At 42.6% G+C, this 19,436-nt stretch carries 23 protein-coding genes; 11 read left to right on the plus strand and 12 right to left on the minus strand.

Translation table 11 applies throughout. The features are described 5' to 3' along the window. Positions 1-33: 33 nt before the first annotated feature. Positions 34-2,013, plus strand: a complete 1,980-nt coding sequence (locus Q91_RS01180) for a LysM peptidoglycan-binding domain-containing protein (protein WP_015005048.1) — start codon at positions 34-36, stop codon at positions 2,011-2,013. Between the two features lie 6 nt (positions 2,014-2,019). Here Q91_RS01180 and rnd read toward each other — a convergent pair whose 3' ends face one another. Then, the gene (gene rnd / locus Q91_RS01185; protein ID WP_015005049.1) at positions 2,020-3,171 is read right to left on the minus strand and encodes a ribonuclease D; all 1,152 of its coding nucleotides are present in this window, start codon (positions 3,169-3,171) and stop codon (positions 2,020-2,022) included. Between the two features lie 38 nt (positions 3,172-3,209). On the opposite strand from rnd, the gene Q91_RS01190 reads away from it, so the two are divergent. From Q91_RS01190 to Q91_RS01205, 4 genes are all read left to right on the plus strand, one after another. Next, the gene (locus Q91_RS01190; protein WP_015005050.1) at positions 3,210-3,530 is read left to right on the plus strand and encodes a DUF2007 domain-containing protein; all 321 of its coding nucleotides are present in this window, start codon (positions 3,210-3,212) and stop codon (positions 3,528-3,530) included. Between the two features lie 12 nt (positions 3,531-3,542). After that, positions 3,543-3,728, plus strand: coding sequence for a hypothetical protein (locus Q91_RS01195; protein ID WP_015005051.1), 186 nt, complete (start codon positions 3,543-3,545; stop codon positions 3,726-3,728). A gap of 215 nt (positions 3,729-3,943) precedes the next feature. Continuing rightward, complete coding sequence (yjgA, locus tag Q91_RS01200; protein WP_015005052.1) at positions 3,944-4,450, plus strand: ribosome biogenesis factor YjgA; 507 nt, start codon at positions 3,944-3,946, stop codon at positions 4,448-4,450. A 59-nt stretch (positions 4,451-4,509) separates the two neighbouring features. Continuing rightward, the gene (locus Q91_RS01205) at positions 4,510-5,106 is read left to right on the plus strand and encodes a hypothetical protein (RefSeq protein WP_015005053.1); all 597 of its coding nucleotides are present in this window, start codon (positions 4,510-4,512) and stop codon (positions 5,104-5,106) included. 26 nt (positions 5,107-5,132) lie between these two features. Here the strand turns inward: Q91_RS01205 and Q91_RS01210 are convergent, their stop codons facing one another. Together Q91_RS01210 and Q91_RS01215 are read right to left on the minus strand one after the other, a co-directional pair. Continuing rightward, on the minus strand, positions 5,133-6,911 hold the full coding sequence (locus Q91_RS01210) for an SLC13 family permease (protein ID WP_015005054.1): 1,779 nt from the start codon (positions 6,909-6,911) through the stop codon (positions 5,133-5,135). Then, positions 6,901-7,389, minus strand: a complete 489-nt coding sequence (locus Q91_RS01215; protein WP_015005055.1) for a DnaJ domain-containing protein — start codon at positions 7,387-7,389, stop codon at positions 6,901-6,903. Before Q91_RS01215 ends, Q91_RS01210 begins: the two co-directional genes overlap by 11 nt. 75 nt (positions 7,390-7,464) lie before the next feature. Between Q91_RS01215 and Q91_RS01220 the strand changes: the two genes are divergently transcribed. Next, complete coding sequence (locus tag Q91_RS01220; protein WP_015005056.1) at positions 7,465-7,968, plus strand: DUF5063 domain-containing protein; 504 nt, start codon at positions 7,465-7,467, stop codon at positions 7,966-7,968. Between the two features lie 41 nt (positions 7,969-8,009). On the opposite strand, the gene Q91_RS01225 is transcribed toward Q91_RS01220, so the two are convergent. From Q91_RS01225 to Q91_RS01235, 3 genes are read right to left on the minus strand one after another with little or no spacing between them, the layout of a single operon-like run. After that, positions 8,010-8,777, minus strand: coding sequence for a PepSY domain-containing protein (locus Q91_RS01225; RefSeq protein WP_015005057.1), 768 nt, complete (start codon positions 8,775-8,777; stop codon positions 8,010-8,012). Between the two features lie 3 nt (positions 8,778-8,780). After that, positions 8,781-9,284 (minus strand): FMN-binding protein, encoded by a 504-nt coding sequence (locus Q91_RS01230; RefSeq protein WP_015005058.1) that lies wholly within the window; start codon positions 9,282-9,284, stop codon positions 8,781-8,783. A 19-nt stretch (positions 9,285-9,303) separates the two neighbouring features. Continuing rightward, the gene (locus Q91_RS01235) at positions 9,304-10,548 is read right to left on the minus strand and encodes a porin (protein WP_015005059.1); all 1,245 of its coding nucleotides are present in this window, start codon (positions 10,546-10,548) and stop codon (positions 9,304-9,306) included. A gap of 165 nt (positions 10,549-10,713) precedes the next feature. Here Q91_RS01235 and Q91_RS01240 point away from each other — a divergent pair, with 165 nt between their 5' ends. Further along, on the plus strand, positions 10,714-11,103 hold the full coding sequence (locus tag Q91_RS01240) for an iron-sulfur cluster assembly accessory protein (RefSeq protein WP_015005060.1): 390 nt from the start codon (positions 10,714-10,716) through the stop codon (positions 11,101-11,103). Between the two features lie 272 nt (positions 11,104-11,375). On the opposite strand, the gene Q91_RS01245 is transcribed toward Q91_RS01240, so the two are convergent. Genes Q91_RS01245 through Q91_RS01260 form a run of 4 tightly spaced genes read right to left on the minus strand, consistent with a single transcriptional unit; the run spans position 11,376 to position 13,937 of the window. Next, positions 11,376-11,669: an oxidative damage protection protein gene (locus Q91_RS01245; RefSeq protein WP_015005061.1), complete on the minus strand. Its 294-nt coding sequence runs from the start codon at positions 11,667-11,669 to the stop codon at positions 11,376-11,378. Positions 11,670-11,729: 60 nt separating this feature from the next. Further along, positions 11,730-12,152, minus strand: a complete 423-nt coding sequence (hemJ, locus tag Q91_RS01250) for a protoporphyrinogen oxidase HemJ (RefSeq protein ID WP_016390441.1) — start codon at positions 12,150-12,152, stop codon at positions 11,730-11,732. Continuing rightward, positions 12,152-12,658, minus strand: a complete 507-nt coding sequence (locus tag Q91_RS01255; protein ID WP_020933160.1) for a TlpA disulfide reductase family protein — start codon at positions 12,656-12,658, stop codon at positions 12,152-12,154. The genes hemJ and Q91_RS01255 overlap by 1 nt, the downstream gene beginning before the upstream one ends. Then, entirely contained in the window at positions 12,645-13,937 is a 1,293-nt protein-coding gene (locus tag Q91_RS01260; protein WP_015005064.1) for a chloride channel protein, read from the minus strand. The genes Q91_RS01255 and Q91_RS01260 overlap by 14 nt, the downstream gene beginning before the upstream one ends. A gap of 72 nt (positions 13,938-14,009) precedes the next feature. Between Q91_RS01260 and argC the strand changes: the two genes are divergently transcribed. The 4 genes from argC to erpA all read left to right on the plus strand — a co-directional run bounded on the left by argC (position 14,010) and on the right by erpA (position 16,697). Beyond that, positions 14,010-15,041, plus strand: coding sequence for an N-acetyl-gamma-glutamyl-phosphate reductase (gene argC, locus Q91_RS01265; protein ID WP_015005065.1), 1,032 nt, complete (start codon positions 14,010-14,012; stop codon positions 15,039-15,041). Between the two features lie 19 nt (positions 15,042-15,060). Further along, on the plus strand, positions 15,061-15,780 hold the full coding sequence (locus Q91_RS01270) for a DUF6776 family protein (protein WP_015005066.1): 720 nt from the start codon (positions 15,061-15,063) through the stop codon (positions 15,778-15,780). An 80-nt stretch (positions 15,781-15,860) separates the two neighbouring features. Further along, positions 15,861-16,295 carry a polymer-forming cytoskeletal protein gene (locus Q91_RS01275; protein WP_015005067.1) on the plus strand — a complete coding sequence of 145 codons (435 nt, stop codon included), beginning with the start codon at positions 15,861-15,863 and terminating at the stop codon, positions 16,293-16,295. Between the two features lie 54 nt (positions 16,296-16,349). After that, positions 16,350-16,697 carry an iron-sulfur cluster insertion protein ErpA gene (gene erpA, locus Q91_RS01280; protein ID WP_015005068.1) on the plus strand — a complete coding sequence of 116 codons (348 nt, stop codon included), beginning with the start codon at positions 16,350-16,352 and terminating at the stop codon, positions 16,695-16,697. A gap of 36 nt (positions 16,698-16,733) precedes the next feature. Here erpA and Q91_RS01285 read toward each other — a convergent pair whose 3' ends face one another. Further along, positions 16,734-17,834 carry an anhydro-N-acetylmuramic acid kinase gene (locus Q91_RS01285; protein ID WP_015005069.1) on the minus strand — a complete coding sequence of 367 codons (1,101 nt, stop codon included), beginning with the start codon at positions 17,832-17,834 and terminating at the stop codon, positions 16,734-16,736. A gap of 6 nt (positions 17,835-17,840) precedes the next feature. Continuing rightward, the gene (locus Q91_RS01290; protein ID WP_015005070.1) at positions 17,841-19,259 is read right to left on the minus strand and encodes an OapA family protein; all 1,419 of its coding nucleotides are present in this window, start codon (positions 19,257-19,259) and stop codon (positions 17,841-17,843) included. Positions 19,260-19,436 lie beyond the last annotated feature (177 nt).

Here is a 19,436-nt window from a genome sequence, read left to right on the forward strand (position 1 = left end):
AGGGTGCGTCGCCTACTCGTAGTCGCAGGTCTTATGGCGGGGCTATTATCTAATACGTCATTGGCAAGAGACCAAGAGGCATTTCCATTACCGCATGTGCTAAAGCCAGATGTTAATTTTTGGTTAAAAGTTTACACAGAAGTGACGACTGATGAAGGTTTTATCCATGACAATCAGCGGTTGAATATCATTTATGAACGCTTATCTTTTACACCGGGCACAAGCTATAAAGAACGTCAACAATCCATTAAACAAAAGAAAAAGTACTACCAAGACATTTTACTCTACCTTGCGGCTAACCCAAGTAAACGACTAGATCAGGCGCGATATAGGCATATTAAAGCCTTGTGGCCAACAGGTACTACCGGCGAAGAGTTTAAAGAAGCGGCAAACCGGTTACGCTTTCAACTCGGGCAAGCAGATCGGTTTAAGCAGGGGTTGGTGAGGGCAGGGCGTTGGCAGCCGTATATTAAGGAAGAATTTCAAAAGCTTGATTTGCCGGATGAGTTGGCCGCTTTGCCGCATGTTGAGTCATCATTTCGTTCTGATGCTAGATCGCATGCTGGAGCTGCTGGTTTGTGGCAATTTACGCGTTCGACGGGGCGTCGGTTTATGCGTATTGATCACGTCGTTGATGAACGATTAGACCCCTTTCTGGCAACAAGGGCAGCGGGCTTGTTGTTAAAAGATAACCATAAAATTACGGGAACCTGGCCGCTAGCATTAACCGCTTATAACCACGGCGCTGCGGGTATGAGGCGCGCAGTGTCAGCGACGGGGGGAACTGATATTGCCAAAATAGTGCGTGAATATAAGGGCCGTACGTTTGGGTTTGCCTCACGAAATTTTTATAATGCGTTTGTCGCTGCACACGATATTGACCAGCAACCGTCAAAATATTTTGGGCAAGTGCAACGAGACCCCCCGATGGTGATTCAAGAGGTTAAGTTGCCATCCTATTACTCGGCGCAAGGCTTAATGACGGCATTTGGGATTAACAATAATATTTTTAAATCGTTGAACCCAGCGTTACAACCGACCGTTTGGTCAAACAATAAATATATTCCAAAGGGCTACAAGCTTCGGGTGCCGGTAGAGACGGGTGCTGCGTCGATTAAAGGGTTAATGGCCAGAATTCCTCCTAACGAGCAATCAATGAAACAAAAACCTGATGTTTCATATCGGGTGAAACGAGGTGATTCGCTCTCTAAAATTGCTGAACGCTTTAAGGTAAAAACCAGTCAGTTAGTGGCGATAAATGGGCTAAAGAGTCAACATAAGATTCGTGTTGGTCAGCTACTAAAGTTACCTAATATAGCGAAAAACCAATTAAAGGGCGCACACCCAGTAGCGCAGGATGCTATTTTTTATACCGTCAGAAAGGGTGATCGTTTATCAGCTATTGCAAGTAGGGTAGGCGTGTCTGAGGCGAATATTGTGTCTTTAAATAAATTAAAAAATAAGCATTATTTATATGTAGGACAAAAACTGCGGATACGAGCAAACCCAGATGTATTGTCAGTCGCTGCGAGTGCAAAGGCCCTTAACCCTAAAAACCATGTAGAAGAAAACAGTTTAAAAGCGGACCCGAGTAATTATCGAGTGGCCGATGATGGGTCTGTCGAAGTTCAAAGTAATGAGACGCTTGGGCATTTTTCCGAATGGTTGTCGTTAAAAACGACGGTCTTGAGAAAGCTTAATAAGATGAGTGCTCAATCTCGGCTAAGGATGGGCGATCGACTTAAGCTTGATTTCTCGCATGTAGACAGGCGTCAATTAGAAAGCAAGCGCTTGGCTTTTCATAAAAAAATACAGGATGACTTTTTTAAGCGGTTTAGCGTTGTTGAAACAGAAACATTACGGCTCAAAAACGGCAGTTCTGTTTGGTTATTAGCGCAACAACAAAATGTGCCGTTATGGTTGTTAAGGCAATACAATACGAAGGTCGACCTTAATCGTGTTAGCACTGGGACACGATTAACCATTCCTAAGGTTAAGAAAAAGCCAAAATAGTAGACCTTATGTTGAAGGTGAAATAACGAGTTCACCTGAAGTGACACTAAAGTTGTTATCGCCTTCCAGCGTAGCAAGGAGATCTTGGCCAACCATCTCATTGCGCCAATCACTCAATAACTCAAGATCGCGTTGACCATGGATCAACTGTAATAATTCTTTACGATTGGTGAGAGACGTGGCGTTGACGTTCGCGGCGGCGGCTTTCAATCTTACTTGAGCCATTAATAGATCGGCTAAGGCTTCTTGTTTTTCGGTGACTTTCTTAGGTTTTTGTTGAGCCGCAGTAGAGGCTGGTTTTTTGTCAATGGCATTGGCAATAATGTCGATAATTGCGCGCCCAAATTTATCGGTGAATTTGTCTGAAATGCCGCGAATAGACGATAGAGTGTGGAGATTGGTTGGCTTGAGTTTGGCCACCTCTATTAAAATATCATCTTTAATTATCCAGCCACGAGGGATGTCTTTTTGTTGTGCAAGGTCTTCACGCCATTCGGCTAATTTTTGTAACGCAGATAAGGCGCCACCTTTTAAACGTTTGGCTGCTCGGATCCTTTTCCATGCAAGTTCTGGTGGGTTGGAATACAGTGAAGGTTTGCATAAATCGGCAAAGGCTGGCGCCAACCAATTAAGTCGGTCTTTTTCCTTTAGTTGGTTTTCTAATAACGGGTATAGCTTGGCTAGATAAATCACATCGTCAGCTGCATAGGTGATTTGTTCTTCGCTTAACGGTCTACGTAGCCAGTCTGTACGTGAATGAGCTTTGCTTAATTGCACACCCAAAATATCATCCACTAATCGTGCATAGCCGGCTTGTTCTGGGTGGCCTAAAATGGGCGCGGCAATTTGAGTATCAAAAACAGGCGCTAATGGCTTGCCGCGTAAATCGTAGAAAATTTCTTGATCTTGACGTGCGGCATGGAAGACTTTGAGTATATTTTGGTTGTATAAAATATCCAATAAGGGCTTGATGTCACAGGCTATTGGGTCGATGATAGCGACTATATCGGCAGTGGCAATTTGAATTAACGCCAGTATTGAACGGTAGGTTTTTTCCCGTTGAAACTCAGTATCTATCGCCAACCAAGGTTCGTTTTTTATCGTGTTACAAAACTCAGAAAGCTGTTCATTGGTGTCGATATAGTGAGGTTTCGTCATAACAGTAAAGCGTGTAAAAAGAAGAGGCAGTGTAAACGATGATTAAAGTTTTTACAGCGCAAAATTTTATCGAGGTTGCTTTTTGGAGAAACTACCTCGAACAACACGGGATTGCCTGCCAAATCAAAAATGAGTTTTTAGGGGCCGCTGCCGGAGAGTTACCACCGACAGAGTGTTGGCCAGAGCTTTGGATAAATGATGAACGTGACGAACAATTAGCGCAAAAGTATTTGGCCAGTGATCCACTGGGTGAGCAAGATTTACCTGCATGGAGATGTTCGTTTTGTGGAGAAGAAAGTGACGGACAGTTTTCACATTGTTGGAATTGTGAGAAAGAAAAACCTATCGAGACAAATTAAGGCGGTTAAAAGATGAATATGGCATTGTGGGAGCAATTAGCGTTGGGCGCGGTAGCGTTATTGGTTATTTTTTGGTTTAGACCGGGTATTAAAGCGGCGCTTAAACAAAGTGAAGAGGCGGAAAAGGACTGGGCTGGTATTTTGTTACCCATAGCGGCTGTTATTTTATTTGTTATTTTTTTAGTGCTGACCAGCTAAGGGTGAAAATGTTCGATGTTTGATCGAGTAGTTAGCCGTTATTAGGTCTGTTAAGGGACATGCAGATGGCTTTGTATATAACAAGGCATAAGTAGATGCCTCAAATAAGAATAGGTTTTTATGCTTGGCTTGAACACAATAAAACCGAGTGTATTAAACCAATACACGGTTAATTTGTTAGCATGTCGTTATTATTAGATCAGGTTATATAGTTAATGAATCAAGAAGAAGCAAGAGCAGCAGAACTCATCAGTAAAACTCAAATTAAACGAGAAGCGGATGATTTGGTGGCGCTAGGGAAAAGGATTGCGGATTTGTCGCAAGATCAATTCGATGGCATGCCATTAACGGATGACTTAAGACAAGCCATTGTTGTGGCCAGAAAATTATCTAAAGGCGGGGCGATAAAACGGCAATTTAAGTATATTGGAAAATTGTTACGCAGTACCGATGTTGAAGGGATTAACCAAGCCATTGAACGACAGCTCGATAAAGACAGAGCGGCGACAGCTCGCTTACATATGATGGAGCAATGGCGAGATAAGTTAGTCGAGCAAGGAGATGCAGCGTTGAGCGAATTCTTAGTGAATTACCCACAGGCGGATCGCCAACACATTAGGCAGCTTCAACGAAAAGCGAATCAAGAATTGGAAAAACAAAAGCCGCCAGCTGCTGCACGGAAAATATTTCAATATATAAAGGAACTGTCGGTTAATGATTAAGAAGCTGTTCAGTTAAGTTCGCTTATAGTGTCCAGATGTTTATAAATAAGGAGAGGGTTATGTTAACTAAAAGATCAACAATGGGTGTTTTGGTGTTGCTTTTTTTATTCTCGATTACAGCCGTGCATGCGGCTAAACCAGAGGGCGAGTTTGTAGGCAAGGCCGAACACAGTGAATCCTTTTGGGAGCGCTGGTTTGGTCGCTCTGAGAAGCTGGATAAAAAGGAGCTCGACGACACGCTAGGCAGTAAAAAAGAAAAACAGAAGCAAAATAAAGATAAAGAAAAAACGAAACATTATTTTACTGAGTCAGAACGTTCTTATATAAAAGATTATTATCGCCGTGATGGTGATGATAAAGCCGATAAAAAGTATAAAAAAAATAAGGACAAACAGGTACCTTATGGTTTGCAAAAGAAATTAGATCGTGGTGGTCAGTTGCCTCCAGGTTGGGAGGCAAAAGTAGCCCGCGGAGAAGTGTTGGATAGCGATATTTTACGATACTCAGAACGTATCCCGCATGAGTTGGCCAGACGACTGCCTACGATACGTGATGGTGAAGAAGTCCGTCGAGTAGGTAATAAAGTGGTACGGGTTTTAGAAGGAAACGGTACAGTTATTGACGTGATTGATCTAGCAGACGTTCTGCTTCGTTAATAAATATTTCTAGTGTCTGGTCGTTATTACAACGGCCAGACGATTAGAATAAGGGGGACAGAGATCAGCGTGATAATAATTTCCAAGGGTAGTCCCATTCGCCAATAATCCCCAAATTGATAACCGCCGGGCCCCATTACAAGTGTATTGGATTGATGCCCAATAGGTGTTAAAAAAGCGCAAGAGGCACCAATGGCAACGGCCATTAGAAAGGGGTCTATATTCACGCCAAGTTGATTTGCAATGCCAACAGAAATAGGGGCCATTACTAGCGCAGTGGCAGCATTGTTGATAATGTCGGATAAAAACATTGTGGTTACTAGAATCAGCGTTAAAACCATGTAGATGGGTAACCCTTCAGTGATACTAACGATGCTACTGGCAACCAGCTCGGTAGCGCCTGTGCTTTCTAAGGCGCGACCAACCGGAATCATGCCACCAAGTAAAATAATAATTGGCCAATCGACATCGCGATAAACGTCTTTGCCAGGCAAAAACCCCATGATGGAATATACAAGAATGGCTAAGATAAAGGCTCCTGCCATTGGCAAAATATTGATTGCACCGAGAATAATCGCGCCAATAAAAATTGCCAAAGCTATCAAAACCCGGCGGTGTTGCCCAATTTGAATGCCACGTTCGGCGAGCGGTAATAGATTGAGCCCTGTGAGCATGTCGTTAATTAAACCTTTTTGGTATTGTAGCAATAGGACGTCACCGGCCTGAAAGGTATTGTTGCGTAGGCGTTTGCGAACCACAGATCCTTCTTGAGCAAGGCCGATAACAGCAACTGAATTAGCGGTTCGGCGACGTAAATAAGAAACATCTCGGCCAACCAGCGGAGAAGTAGCGGTAATAACACACTCGGTTAATGCGAGGTCACCCTCGGTTAAATTATCAAATGTTTTTCCAGTGGCTGTTTGAAATTCTAAGTGTGAATCAGCAAATTTGCTCTGCAAGGTTAACGGGTCGCCTCGAAGGATTAAGATATCGTTTTCTTTAAGCTTATAATTTGGGTTTGTATTAAGTGCAAAATAGTGACCACGAGCAACGCCAACAATGCCAATATCGTTAATTTGAAGGTCTTCAACTTCATTAACAGCAAGGCCAATTAAGGGGCTTTCTGGCATCACCTTCGCTTCGGTTAAGTAACTACTGACTTCAAATAGCTTTTCGGGCTGATTTTCTTCAAATCGTTTTTTTGGTATTAACCGCCAGCCAATTAAGGTAATAAAGGTGACGCCAATGACAGCGATAACGGAGCCAATCGGTGAGAAATCAAACATACTAAAAGCGGTTCCAGTAATGTCAGCACGATAATTTGCAATGATAATATTGGGTGGCGTACCAATCATCGTACTCATGCCGCCTAAAATACTACCAAACGCCAAGGGCATTAAAACCATCGCGGGTGATCGGCCGTGCTCTTTAGCGGTGGCAATGGCAACTGGTAGTAATAAAGCAAGCGCGCCAACATTATTCATAAAGGCAGAAAAAAAGGTGACAAGAGCCGTTAATAAGGCAATATGAATGATGGCGTTACCAGTGTGGGGTAATAAGTAGGAGGCCACAACATCAACAACGCCGGCATTCTTGAGTGCTTGGCTGATAATCAACACAGCGGCAACGGTAATAACAGCTGTGTGCCCAAAGCCTGCAAACGCCTCATTAGGGGTAACAAGGCCAAATAATAGAACAGCAGTCATGGCTGTTAACGCAACAATGTCATATCGCCATCGTCCCCAAGCGAATAAAGCAAGGGTTACCGTTAAGATGGCGAATATTATGCTTTGATCATGGTTCATATTCTTTTAAAAGTAAGTTTTTGGCTTGGTTGATTTGACTCGCTAAGGTTTCGGAACCGCCTTTGTCGGGGTGTACTTTCTGCATGAGTCGTTTATGTGCTGCAATAATGTCTTTTCTTGAAGCGCCGGGCTTTAAGCCCAGCATAGTGAGGGCTTGTTGTTGATTCATTGCTTGCGCTGAAGGCGGTGGGGTGTTGCCCTGAGCTTTGCTTTTGGTGGATTTTATTATTTTAGCCATACCAAGCAGGCGTAAAATATTGGGCAGCTGCTTTGCAATAAGTGGAATGGCGGAGCCAATAAAGGCAAAGATAATATTTAGTTTGCCGGTGACAGCAAGAAAGATAAGCCCGAGACCTAACAACAACCAAAGTGATTTTCGAATAGTGGCAGCAACGGTTTCAGCGGGGGTGTTGAGGAACCATCGGACGAGATAGATGGCACCTAAAGCAACGGCAATAACTAAGAGCAGGCGAATCATACGAGCGGTAAATTTATTTGTAGCATTATTTTATTAATTCACGGTATTTCTTCTAATTTTGTCTAAGCTTACTGTGTGCGAAACGAAAATAGAAATAAAATCTCAAAACAAATCCAAGAACTGCCGGAGGATGCAAGACGGTTTTGTTTTCTAATTGAAAATATAGATGAGTTTGAGGCGCAAAACTGGCTGACTCAAATTAGTTTGGTTTTGCCAAGAATTCACGCCGTTATGGAAGTAATCGATCATGCAAATAATAGGGCGGAATGCTTTTTTGCATTATCTGATATTGATGAGCGCTTTGAGCTTTTCTGCCACCTTAAAAAATCATTAGGCGAGAAAGACGGTTATGAAGTAGGTGAGGAGTTAATCCATAACGAACTGTATGGAAGCCTATCTGAAGACTTGGCCGACCTTTACTTCGAGATTAAACGGGGCTTAGATATTATTAATTGCGGCCAAGAGAACTTATCTGTTGCTTTGAACCTATGGCGTGATGGGTTCTTTCTTCATTGGGGGCAGCATTTGATCGATGCTGAGCGGCATTTGTATCATTTACGCGTCCACCATCAAATATAAAGCTGTTGGATGGGTTAGTTGTAGTAAGTGCTTGCTTACTTTTAGTCACGTTGGCGGTGTTTTAGAGATTGTCGTATCCAAATAATAACCCCGGTAAAAGCTAAAAATATAAGAATAACTGCGATTAAATCAAAAAATAAAACCCCGTAGGCTCCAAAAAAACGGCCACTATGTATGTCTAGCATAAAGGTTTCCAGTGAAATAATGTTTGATTTATAGCGTTGGTTGATGGCCTTAAGTGCAGTCTTTGATAAAGGTTCTTGGCTGGCCCAGTGTAGCTGTTCGTTAACGGTAGTTTTTTGAAAACTCAATGCCTCAGTGAGTCGATAAATTTGATCGTTTGCAAGCAAGTGTATTTGCTGATCACTAGTAGACCCTATGCGATTAATATTAGCGGGGACTCCGTTGAGAGTGCCCAATGTTTCAACGAGCTGGTTGTCTGCGTCAATCAGCAGTACCGTATTGGTTAATGCAATAAGTAAAAAATCATTAAATTCAACGGCACCAGCTAACATGCTGTCTATTGCCATAGCCTCATTCGAATTGATGAATAATAAATCATCGGCCTGTGTGACGGTATATTGCTTTGTTTTGAATTGTCGGGTCCAAGTAGGCGCTTGGATGTTGTAACTGTCTAATAGAAAATTAGAGCTAAGGTGTTTTTTTTTTAGCGCCAAATCATCGGTGTGGTTTAACGCAATACCGCTGAGGCTAATAAAGATGACAAACACAGCAGCTAAGAGCCCCGTGTAGCGATGCCAAAGGTATAAGGAACTAAATTTTTTTCGGCGATACCTTTTGTTGCCCATGATTTAAAGTTGTTGTTCGAGGTAAAGGGCTATTCTAGCGACTTTTTTTAGGGCTCGTACGGATAAAGTGGCACCAGAGATGCCATCGATATGTTTATCAAGTTGTTGATCTTGGTTGATGCCAACATTATCGAATTGGCGAGTAAAGAACGTGTGTTTAACTTCCCAGCCTCGTGATTCTCTAAAGGTTAATACTTTGAGTTGTTGTATTTTTCCACTCTCAATGACGACGCCGATAGTAATGGGTTTTTCTTTGCCAACTTCGTCAAGTATCCACGCTGTTTTTTCGCCATCTTGCCAATATTTTACGCGGATAAACGAAGGCTTATGTTGCAAAAACTGAGTGATGACTTCTTTCTTATCTTTCGTTAGCCAAACCGATGATAAAGGGGGGGTGTTGCCTTCAAACACTTGATTGAGGAAAGCCTCAGGGGTCTGATAGACCCCTTTGGCGATGGCTGCTTGAAAGAAAAAAGCAGCGGCAAATAATAAGGCAATCCTTTTCATGGGTTTTTAAGTAGACCGATTAAAACTGATAGCCGATGCCGAGGTTAAGTCCATTTTGCTCTTTACCATCATCATTATTTTGGTATTGATAGTCGGCTTTAATGACAACATCTTCATGTGGCCAGTAGTTTATACCAACGTCCCATTGTTCCTTTTCAGTATCTTTAGCGGTGCCAGAGTTGCTACCTGCATAATTATCCCATTGGTTGAATCGAGCAAATATACCAAATTTTTCAGATAAACGGAGAGATGGCTCAACGTAGAAACCTTCTTGTTTGTCAGCGCCGACTGCTTCAACAGCGTAACCATCAATATCCCAAGCAGCATATAGAGCCTTGACAGTGAAGGGGCCAGTAGACCAAATAGCATGGGTTTCAATTAAGTTACCGCTTTCTAGGCCTGCTACTAAGCCTTGACCCATGTTTTGTTGGTGTTGAGCTGATACTGCAAGTTCAAGACCTGGGATGCCAGTGTACTTAATACGTGCGGTAGCAGCCGGATCATTCGCTTTTGCTTTGCTAACTTTTTGACGACCGCTGCGGATACTGAAACCATTATCAACATTAAGGCCAGAATGGATATAAGCGTCATAGCTAAAGCCTGCGCCTAGTTCACCATGAGCACCTGCACCTGCTGCCCACCAAGTTGCTGGGATAATGTTTTTTTCGATGGGGTTACGTTCTGTGCCGTAAAAAGTAGGTGGCTCATGAGTTTCGTTGATAATACCGACAGGTAGTAAAAATAAACCGGCACGTGCGGTGTGGTTATCATTGAGGTCGAAGTCTATATACGCTTGTTCTAGTTCAACTTCACCGTCTTTGCCGTCTCCTGAAAGGCTATGTTCAAGCTCTAATTCTGAGAAAAAACGAATATCATCGGTAAACTCATGGCCAAAAAATAGAACAAAACGGTGGAAGTCAATTTCATCTTTATCACTAGCACCACCTTTGCCTGAAAGGTTGTTGTAATGTAATTCACCATAACCGCCAATGCTGGTTTTGTCTGCCCAATCAGCTAGTTTTTGGATACCACTGGCACTGTCAGCAATAGATTCTGTCGCGATAACAGCAGCTTCTACCTTGTCGTTGGTTGTGGCAACAGCATCTCGCAATTGGGAGTTTTCTTGTTCTAATTGTTTATTTTTTGCTTCCAGTGCATCGAGCCTCTTAGCAAGGTCTTCAAGCGTTAATGCCGATGCCTGTGGGGCAGCAAGAACCCCCAACAAAAGCGCTAAGCTACCTGACTTTTTAATACTGTTTTTCATGATAATCTTTTCTCTTAGAAAGTTAAAAATTAGGGTGAGAGGGAATCTTAATACGAATCATTCTCATTAGCAACCAAATAATTCTCTGCTTTAATAATTAACAGGCGGTTTGATGTCATTTCTCGTATAATGATGGGGTATAAATATATTTATAAGGAGTTAACGATGGGTGCAGCAGGTTCATTTAATTCAGTTTTATCGGCAGCGGATATCAATATTAGCGAGGCAGCTGGTGAAAAGCTTTCCGAGTTATTCGCAGAGGTGGGTGATGAAATGGATGCCATTCGTATTTTCGTATCAGGTGGTGGTTGTAGTGGCATGTCATATGGCATGACATTTTCTGATGAAAAAACACCTTATGATAGCGTATTAGATTCGGGTGATTATAAGGTGTATGTGGATTCAGTGGCCTTGAATTATATGCGTGGCGTTGAGATTGATTTTATTGATAAAGGCATGGGCGAAGCGAGTTTTGTTTTCAACAATGTGTTTGCGGCAACAGGCGGTTCAGGCGGCTGTGGTTCATGCGGCTCTTCTAGTGGCGGTTGCAGCTAAAAAACAGTCGGTCGTTTAAAGCTTAGAGGTGCCGCTTAGTTTTTAACGTTGTATCTGTTTTTTTATAAAGCGGCGCTGATTCTTATTAAAAAACCTAAAGCTAGGCTTTAGGTTTTTTTTATGTTGGCTTCGAACTCGCTGCAACTTGTACGTTGGGCGGCTGGTTTTTACTGAGGGGTATCAAGGCTATAGGTTGTTTAATGCAGCCTATAGAAAGTTAGATAACGATATAAAAAATAGCCATTTCTCAGTCTCGGGGTTAAGAGTGAATCTTATGAGTTTTTAGGCGGTGTCGTAGCCTCATGAAAACCAGCTGGAACATGCCCCATTTCACCTTCATTGAAGAAAAAGCCTTTCATGTGTTTCTCAATCACTTGAATGCTTTCCACATCCGCGGTACTTAAACCATTTTCATTGATAATCATTGATAAGCGCTCGAGCCATAATGCCCAGCCTTCTTTGGATACGTTTGCCAGAATGCGTTCACCTAGCTCACCTGGATGGGGAGCACTGTCTAAGGCTTCGGATTCGGTTTTAAGGACGACACATTGAACGGTGTTAGTCATAAATAGGCTCTGGAGTTAATTTGAAAAAGATTATACAAGGCTTAATACGGAAGTGCAGGTCTAAAAAGGTTTAACTGTCGCCAAAATTACAATGCCAACCAAAAATAACACGGGTAATTCATTCATCCAACGAAAGTACACGTGGCCATGTTTATTACGATCGTGCTTAAAATCAAGTAGCCACTTGCCACAATAAACATGGTAAATACACAGTAATGCAATTAATGTTAATTTTACATGCAGCCAACCCGATTGGCCAAACGCAGCCCAGGCATAGTCTGTCAGCATTAAGATGCCAAAAAGCAGGGTAAGGACCAGCCCCGGTGTCATGATGCCAAAGTATAATTTTCGTTCCATCAGTTTGAAACGCTTGTTGCTGGTCTCATCATCGCTCATGGCGTGATAGACAAATAAGCGAGGCAGGTAGAATAGGCCAGCAAACCAGGTGACCATGAATATCATATGTAGCGCTTTGTACCACATTAGCTTTTAGCCAATAATTTATCGAGCTGTTTTCGCATCTTTTCCTCATCGAACAGCCCAAGCTTGTGTAAGGCGATAGTTGAATCGGGTGCGACTAAAAAGGTAGTCGGTGTTAAACGAACATTACCAAAAGCTTTCGCGACATCGCCTTTCGGGTCTAAAGCAATAGTGTATGGAAGAGACTTCGCCTGTGTCATCGCGATAACATGCTCTGGGCGATCATGCTTCATAGCAATAGCGATAATAGACACACCTTTATCAGCATAATCTGCATGGATCGCTTTTAAATGAGGTATTTCTTTAATACAGCTAGGGCAATCGGTGGCCCAAAACGTGATTAAAGCAGGTTTGCCATGGAGTGAGGTGGTGGCAATTTCTTCTCCGTTTATGGTGCTTATTGAAATGTCAGGAACCTGATTGATGGCGCCGCTATTGAAATACACCAAACCGGCAAAACCAATCAGTAACATGGCTAATATAAATTGGAAGGATTTATTTTTGTTCATTGGGTTTTGCACTAAGGTAGTTTTGAGTTAACCCTTGATATAAGGCTATAGGGCAAATTAGTTTAGATGTTCCGTTGGCAATAAAGGCTGTAGCCATCATTGGCAATAATAAATCATGTGAGTTAGTCATCTCCATAATAATGACAAAGGATGTTAACGGTGCTTGTAACATGCCTGAAAAATAACCTGTCATGCCTAAAAGAATGACAACTGAGACAGGGGCAATTGGCAGCCACTCAGCTAGGTTGGCTCCAATGCCTGCGCCAACCGAGAGGGATGGTACAAAAATACCAGCAGGAATGCCAATAAAAAAGGTGGCTATACTGGCGAGCATTCGCATCAAAGGGTATTCAGATGACATGCTTTGCGCATTGAATAGATAGTTTTTAGTTTCTTGGTAGCCCGTCCCTGCAGTTGCACCCTCAGACAGGTAGTTAAGAATAGAAATAATGATGCCGCAAATAAAGGCAATTTTAAGGGGTGATAAGTAGTTTATAGATTTTAAAAAAGGCCCGCCTTTAAGAAGGATTAAACTAAAAAGGCCGCCCATAAACCCAGTAGCAATACCGCAGACAGGAATGATGAGCCAAGCTTTTCCCCAAGGAAAGGATGTTGGATAGTTGTCCAAAAACACATATTGCCCATGGAGAATTAAGGCCGTAGCACCGGCAAAAATAACGGCAGTGATAATGAGCCCACTGGTTTTCTCCTCAAGTGAGCGCCCCATTTCTTCGATGGCAAATACAATGCCAGCCAATGGGACACTAAAAAGTGCTGCAAAACCGGCGGAGCTGCCAGCTAAAATGAGTCCGCGTTCTAAATAATGAGGTCCAAAGTTAGCAAACCGCCCAAAGTAAGTCATCAAGGCGGCGCCAATGTGTATAGCTGGCCCACCTAAACCAACAGAAGCGCCGGCAAAAATACCGCCAATACTAAGGAATAGTTTACCAACAAGGATTCGAAAGCTAAGTAGTGGTTTGTTAAGGCCGGCTTCTGAAGGTTCAAGCGCTGCTTTAACTTGCGGGACACCGCTACGTTCTGAGCCAGGAAAAAAAGTAAAGGTGACCCAAGCAAGAAAAGTAAGGAGGATAGGTGTAAATAAAAAGCTGTAGATCAAGTATTTTTGATGCAGCTCTCTAAATAATGTGCTGACCAATTCACTTCCGAAAGTTAAAGCGACCGATGACAAGCCTACAAAAATAGCGCCTAACCAGAAAACAAGGTGAGTTTTCCAAGCAGAGAAAAGCGTAAAAATTTGCTGAACGTTGGGGTTTGCCATTCGACTAATTATATCAGACGATGCTAGTGTAAAATGTGCTGATAATAAGGATTAATATAAAGAGGCAGAAGTGTGATAAAAGCAGGTATTGTAGGTGGAACGGGTTATACCGGTGTGGAGTTGCTCCGGTTGCTAGCGATGCATCCACAGGTGGATGTCCAGGTAGTAACATCGCGGGCCGAAAAGGGTTTGCGTGTTGATGCTGTGTACCCAAATTTACGCGGGTTTAATGATTTATGCTTTGTTGCCCCGGTTGTTGAAAATTTAACAGCATGCGATGTTGTGTTTTTTGCAACACCTAATGCGACAGCTATGACGATGGCGAAAGAGTTATTGGCTGCTGATGTCAAACTAATAGATTTATCAGCTGATTTTAGGTTGAAAGATGTTACGGTTTGGGAAAAGTGGTATGGCGCTAAACATGCTTGCCCAGAACTACTTGAGCAGGCAGTGTATGGCTTGCCTGAAACAAATCGAGAGTTGATTAAACATGCAGATTTGGTAGCTAACCCTGGCTGCTATCCAACGGCTACGCAGTTAGGTTTTTTACCGCTTCTTAAGGCAAATGTTATTGAAAGCTCAATGTTGATTGCCGATGCGAAATCAGGCGTGAGTGGAGCTGGTCGTTCTGCCAGTGTTGTCGGTTTAATGAGTGAAAGTGGTGAAAGTTTTAAAGCATACGGTGTTCCGGGGCACCGACATTTACCTGAAATTTCTCAAGAATTGAGTCAGCTGTCTGCATCACCGGTTTCGCTAACATTTACACCTCATTTAGTGCCAATGATTCGAGGGATACATGCCACGTTGTATGCGCCGCTAAAAGAAACGGGGATTAACTTGCAAGATTTGTTTGAGACGTTTTATGCTGATGAGCCCTTTGTCGATGTATTACCTAGTGGTGCGCATCCGGATACAGGTGATGTCCGTGGCACAAACCGTTGTCAAATCGCTGTACATCAGCCTCAAGGTGGGCAGGTTGTTACCGTATTGTCGGTGATTGATAATTTAGTGAAAGGGGCTTCAGGGCAAGCTGTTCATAATATGAACATTATGTTTGGCTTGGATGAAAAAACGGGCCTAGATCAAGTAGGTTTATACCCCTAATATAGTATAGGTGCTTTTAATGGTTCGTCACCAATGTCCACACCCGTATCATCAAACGCAGCGCAGGCGGTTAATCGAAAAAACGGCGTTGTTTATTGTTATTGTGCTGCTGGTATTGTTTTTTGTTTTAGGGCGACTATCGGTTAAAGATGTTAAACAATATCAAGCCGATAATGCTCGATTAAAAGAATCTGTTGTTAAGTTAACGAAGGCAAACAAAGCTCTTGTGAAACGGCTCGACTTTATTGAAAGCTCGAAGGTAATCGATGCGCAGTCTCAAAAAGATGCAAGAAAATCATTGGTTAAGCTGCACGAAGAATTAAGCGATACAAAGGAGCAGTTGGCTTTTTATCAGCGGGTTGTGGCACCAGAAACGTTAATTAAGGGGCTATATATTGATAGTTTTGATATCAGGCCGCTCGATGAAAAAGGTGGTTATGACTATGAACTAGTGTTGGCCCAAGGCACGAGCCAGAAACAAGTGATTAAAGGCCAATATACGTTTTCAATAGTAGGTGACTGGCAGGGGGAAGAAAAGGAGTTCCTGCTAGAGGACTTGTCTATAGAAGGATTGAAATCTGGTAATTTTTCTTTTAGGTATTATGAGTTGCTAACGGGTGAAATTAAGTTGCCGATTGGATTTATACCTAAGACAGTAAGCATGATTATTAACCGCTCGAAAAAAGGCTCCAAGCCAATGCAAGAGCAGTGGCTTTGGCAAGAGGTCGTTAGTGGCTAAAGGTTGAGAATTAGGAGCTAACGCCTATCTGGGATAGACTAGTATGCTAAATTAAAGAAATAAAGTTAGAGGTTGAAAGAATGTTTTCTTCAAATACAAAAAAACTGAAAGAGATTAATACCACTAATGTATCCACTATTATTGGGGAGGGTACGGTTGTTCAAGGAGATATTATTTACACTGGTGGGCTGCATATTGATGGTCGCGTTGTCGGAAATGTATCGGCGGAAAACGGTTCAACTGCAACGCTTACGTTGAGTAAGCTGGGTGCTATACATGGGAATGTTAATGTTCCTATAGTCGTTCTTGATGGAGAGGTTCGAGGTGATGTGATAGCGTCCGAAAGGGTGCAAATGATTGCTAATTCTCGAGTGACAGGCAATGTTCAATATAACTTAATTGAAATGGAAGTAGGGGCAGAGGTGAATGGTCAACTCGTGCGCCAGCAAGATGCGGCTTCCAATATAACAGCTATCGGTTTGCAAGAAGAACCTGTGCAAGACGAACTTTCTTAATAGAAAGTGTACTAACCGTATAGTGAATAAATTTTAAATAAAGAGGCTCTAAATATGACAACATTTGTTGCAGAAGCGGATATTAATTTCACAGACAGTGCGGCACAAAAAGTGGCTGAGCTGATTAAAGAAGAAGGTAACCCCGAGTTGAAACTTCGGGTATATATTTCTGGTGGTGGTTGCTCGGGTTTTCAATACGGTTTCACCTTTGATGAAACCATGGCTGAAGATGACTTTGGCATAGAAAAAGATGGTGTCGTTGTAGTGATAGACCCAATGAGTTACCAGTACCTTGAAAAAGCAGAAGTTGATTATAAAGAAGACCTACAAGGTTCGCAGTTTGTTATTCGTAACCCAAATGCAACAACAACTTGTGGTTGCGGCTCATCATTTGCAGCATAGAAACCAGTTGCTTTATTAGTTACTAAGTTATTCAGTTTAAGCGGGGTAAATAGAGCCCAAAATAACGGCTTTATCGGCCCCGGTAACCGATGGCAGGTTACCAGTTTTCCCCTCAAGCGCCCGTTTAGCAAGCCATGCAAAGGCACTGGCCTCTACCCAATCAGGGTGAAGGCCGTGAGCCTCCGTTGAATCAATAGGTAGCTCAATTAAATGGCGAAGCCTTGTCATTAAATAGTCATTATGTACGCCGCCGCCGCAAACTAAGACGTTATCAACGCCTGGGAGTTGCGTTAGGCTTTTTGCAATGCACTGGGCCGTTAATTCGCATAAGGACGTCAGCGTGTCGATCGTACTGCCGGGGTGTCGCTCTAAGTGTGAAGCCAGCCAGTTAAGGTTGAAATATTCAGGCCCTGTGCTTTTAGGGTAAGGTCTTGCGAAGTATGGGTCGTCCATCATGCTGTTGAGAAGGGGGGTATTAATACGTCCAGCTTTGGATAACTGTCCGCAATGGTCATAGGGTCTTTCAAAGTGCTGCTGACACCATTGGTTCATTAGTGTGTTTCCAGGGCCGCAATCAAATCCAATAATAATGTTAGTTTGGTCTTTATTAAGATAGCTGACGTTCGAAATACCACCAATATTGATAATCGCTTGATTATCGTGCGCTGATTGAAAAATAGCTTGGTGAAAAGTAGGCACTAACGGAGCGCCCTGACCACCTGCTGCAATATCGCGTCGTCTAAAGTCTGCCACAACAGTAATTCCAGTTTCTTCAGCAATACGGTTGGCATCACCAATTTGCAGAGTAAAAGGCGGGGTGCTATTAGGGCTATGGTGTATCGTCTGCCCGTGTGAGCCAATAGCAACGATGTCGTGAGGGCTTAGGCTTGTATTGTGTAGCGTGTCTTGCACGCATTGAGCGTAGAATTTGCCAAGCTGGGCATCTAATGTCCCGAGTGCCTCATAAGAGATGTGAGTTTGCCCGCAGGCGGCTGTTATATCGGCTAATAATACAGCTGGGTATGGCTTATAGTAACTTGAGAAAAGACTTGGCTTGTCATTGCTAAAATCAACAATAGCAATGTCGACACCATCTAAACTGGTGCCTGACATGATGCCGATATACAGTTGTTTCACGCTGTTTTATTTAAGTGCTAACTGAGTCTTTTTTGCGAGCGCTAATTGCGCTAAAAGAGGAGATGTCTGATTTTTGAATTCAGCCAGCAAGTTTTTATTGATTGGTTCAGCCGCGGGGAATTTAGTAGTTAAAGGATTCCGGTGAACGCCATTAACTCTAAGCTCATAATGCAGGTGTGGTCCGGTTACTAACCCTGACATTCCAACATAACCGACGATTTGCCCTTGTTTGATGTGTGAGCCTTTTTTGTAACGACCATATTTAGACATATGTGCATAAAGTGAGCTGTATTTTTGTCCATGTTGAACGATTACGACGCGGCCATAACCGCCCTTTATACCACGGAAGATGATTTTGCCGTCCCCAGTAGAACGGATAGGTGTGCCTGTGGAGGCCGCGTAGTCAACACCCTTATGTGCGCGAATCCTATTTAAAACGGGGTGTTTTCTACGCAAATTGAAATGTGAGCTAACTCTTGCAAAATCGATAGGGTTGCGCAAAAAGGTTTTACGCATGCTCTTTCCGTCAGGAGAAAAATATTCAGTATTGCCGTCTTTATCAGTAAAGCGAACAGCTTGATATTTGTTACCGCGGTTTATAAATTCAGCAGCTAAGATAGGGCCATTCTCAATACGCTTCCCATTGATGGATTTGGATTCATATAGCAGGCTGAATGAATCTCCTTGTCTTAAGCCTTGAGTGAAATCAATGTCCCACCCGAAAATATTAGCAAGCTCCATGATTGTTTTATCAGACACCCCAACTTGTTTGGCATCATAAAAAAGTGAGTTATTGATATCTGCGGATGCTACAGCGTGAGAAACTTCCACTGGTTTTTCAATAACCGTTGCAGCAAAGTCATTATCAATGGTTTCAATGCGAAGGGTTTTTATTTGGTCGAGGTCGTATTCCAAAGAAACGCACTCGCCATCTGCATTTTGTGCGAAACGTAGTGTTTGCCCCGGTCGAATCTTTTTTAAAGCCTGTGTTTGTTCGCCAAGCTGAATAATATTATGTAGCGTGGTGGCTGAGTAATTCAGGTGGTTAAATATTTTAGCCAAACTGTCGCCGGGCTTAATGGTGTACTCTTTCCATGAGATTTTTTCTGAAGAGCCTGTAATTTTGGCAGTGTTTGTTGGCGCAGTTAACGGCGCGGTTTTATGCTTAACAATTGATAAAGTAGGCGCAGAAAAATCGTCTGATGATCTCTCTGGTAAATCAATAGAGACTACATGTTGATTGTTAGTTGGCTTGGTAGATAAGCTGGCCTGATTGGGATCAGTAGCATTTTTGAAATAAAGCGCAATGCCCAGCATAACTATTGTAGTCAGCAGCATGGTGATAAGACGTGCTTTTTTGCTGTTATAGCGACGAGGGCTTATCGGTGTTTTAAAATCACGATTTATTAAGCTAGATTTCATCATAAAAAGGTTAGTGTTAAGGGTTATGTAAAAACAAAAAAAGCTATAAAAAGCGTAAGCTTAGACATTGTATAGCAAGTAAAGTGAAAAGTATAAAGCCCAATTGTGACACGAGTAACCCTTTCATTGAAAGTAATGAAATTGTGACCGGAAAGAACGTCCTACAGAGTCAGTCTGGGT

The sequence above is a fragment of the Cycloclasticus sp. P1 genome, assembly GCF_000299965.1.
Classification (GTDB): domain Bacteria; phylum Pseudomonadota; class Gammaproteobacteria; order Methylococcales; family Cycloclasticaceae; genus Cycloclasticus; species Cycloclasticus pugetii.

Bases quoted from the DNA above. Each gene is read 5' to 3' on its own strand.
- Q91_RS01180 (WP_015005048.1), top strand. From the start codon at position 34: ATGGCGGGGCTATTATCTAATACGTCATTGGCAAGAGACCAAGAGGCA.
- rnd (WP_015005049.1), bottom strand. From the start codon at position 3,171: ATGACGAAACCTCACTATATCGACACCAATGAACAGCTTTCTGAGTTT.
- Q91_RS01190 (WP_015005050.1), top strand. From the start codon at position 3,210: ATGATTAAAGTTTTTACAGCGCAAAATTTTATCGAGGTTGCTTTTTGG.
- Q91_RS01195 (WP_015005051.1), top strand. From the start codon at position 3,543: ATGAATATGGCATTGTGGGAGCAATTAGCGTTGGGCGCGGTAGCGTTA.
- yjgA (WP_015005052.1), top strand. From the start codon at position 3,944: ATGAATCAAGAAGAAGCAAGAGCAGCAGAACTCATCAGTAAAACTCAA.
- Q91_RS01205 (WP_015005053.1), top strand. From the start codon at position 4,510: ATGTTAACTAAAAGATCAACAATGGGTGTTTTGGTGTTGCTTTTTTTA.
- Q91_RS01210 (WP_015005054.1), bottom strand. From the start codon at position 6,911: ATGAACCATGATCAAAGCATAATATTCGCCATCTTAACGGTAACCCTT.
- Q91_RS01215 (WP_015005055.1), bottom strand. From the start codon at position 7,389: ATGATTCGCCTGCTCTTAGTTATTGCCGTTGCTTTAGGTGCCATCTAT.
- Q91_RS01225 (WP_015005057.1), bottom strand. From the start codon at position 8,777: ATGGGCAACAAAAGGTATCGCCGAAAAAAATTTAGTTCCTTATACCTT.
- Q91_RS01230 (WP_015005058.1), bottom strand. From the start codon at position 9,284: ATGAAAAGGATTGCCTTATTATTTGCCGCTGCTTTTTTCTTTCAAGCA.
- Q91_RS01235 (WP_015005059.1), bottom strand. From the start codon at position 10,548: ATGAAAAACAGTATTAAAAAGTCAGGTAGCTTAGCGCTTTTGTTGGGG.
- Q91_RS01240 (WP_015005060.1), top strand. From the start codon at position 10,714: ATGGGTGCAGCAGGTTCATTTAATTCAGTTTTATCGGCAGCGGATATC.
- Q91_RS01245 (WP_015005061.1), bottom strand. From the start codon at position 11,669: ATGACTAACACCGTTCAATGTGTCGTCCTTAAAACCGAATCCGAAGCC.
- hemJ (WP_016390441.1), bottom strand. From the start codon at position 12,152: ATGTGGTACAAAGCGCTACATATGATATTCATGGTCACCTGGTTTGCT.
- Q91_RS01255 (WP_020933160.1), bottom strand. From the start codon at position 12,658: ATGAACAAAAATAAATCCTTCCAATTTATATTAGCCATGTTACTGATT.
- Q91_RS01260 (WP_015005064.1), bottom strand. From the start codon at position 13,937: ATGGCAAACCCCAACGTTCAGCAAATTTTTACGCTTTTCTCTGCTTGG.
- Q91_RS01270 (WP_015005066.1), top strand. From the start codon at position 15,061: ATGGTTCGTCACCAATGTCCACACCCGTATCATCAAACGCAGCGCAGG.
- Q91_RS01275 (WP_015005067.1), top strand. From the start codon at position 15,861: ATGTTTTCTTCAAATACAAAAAAACTGAAAGAGATTAATACCACTAAT.
- erpA (WP_015005068.1), top strand. From the start codon at position 16,350: ATGACAACATTTGTTGCAGAAGCGGATATTAATTTCACAGACAGTGCG.
- Q91_RS01290 (WP_015005070.1), bottom strand. From the start codon at position 19,259: ATGATGAAATCTAGCTTAATAAATCGTGATTTTAAAACACCGATAAGC.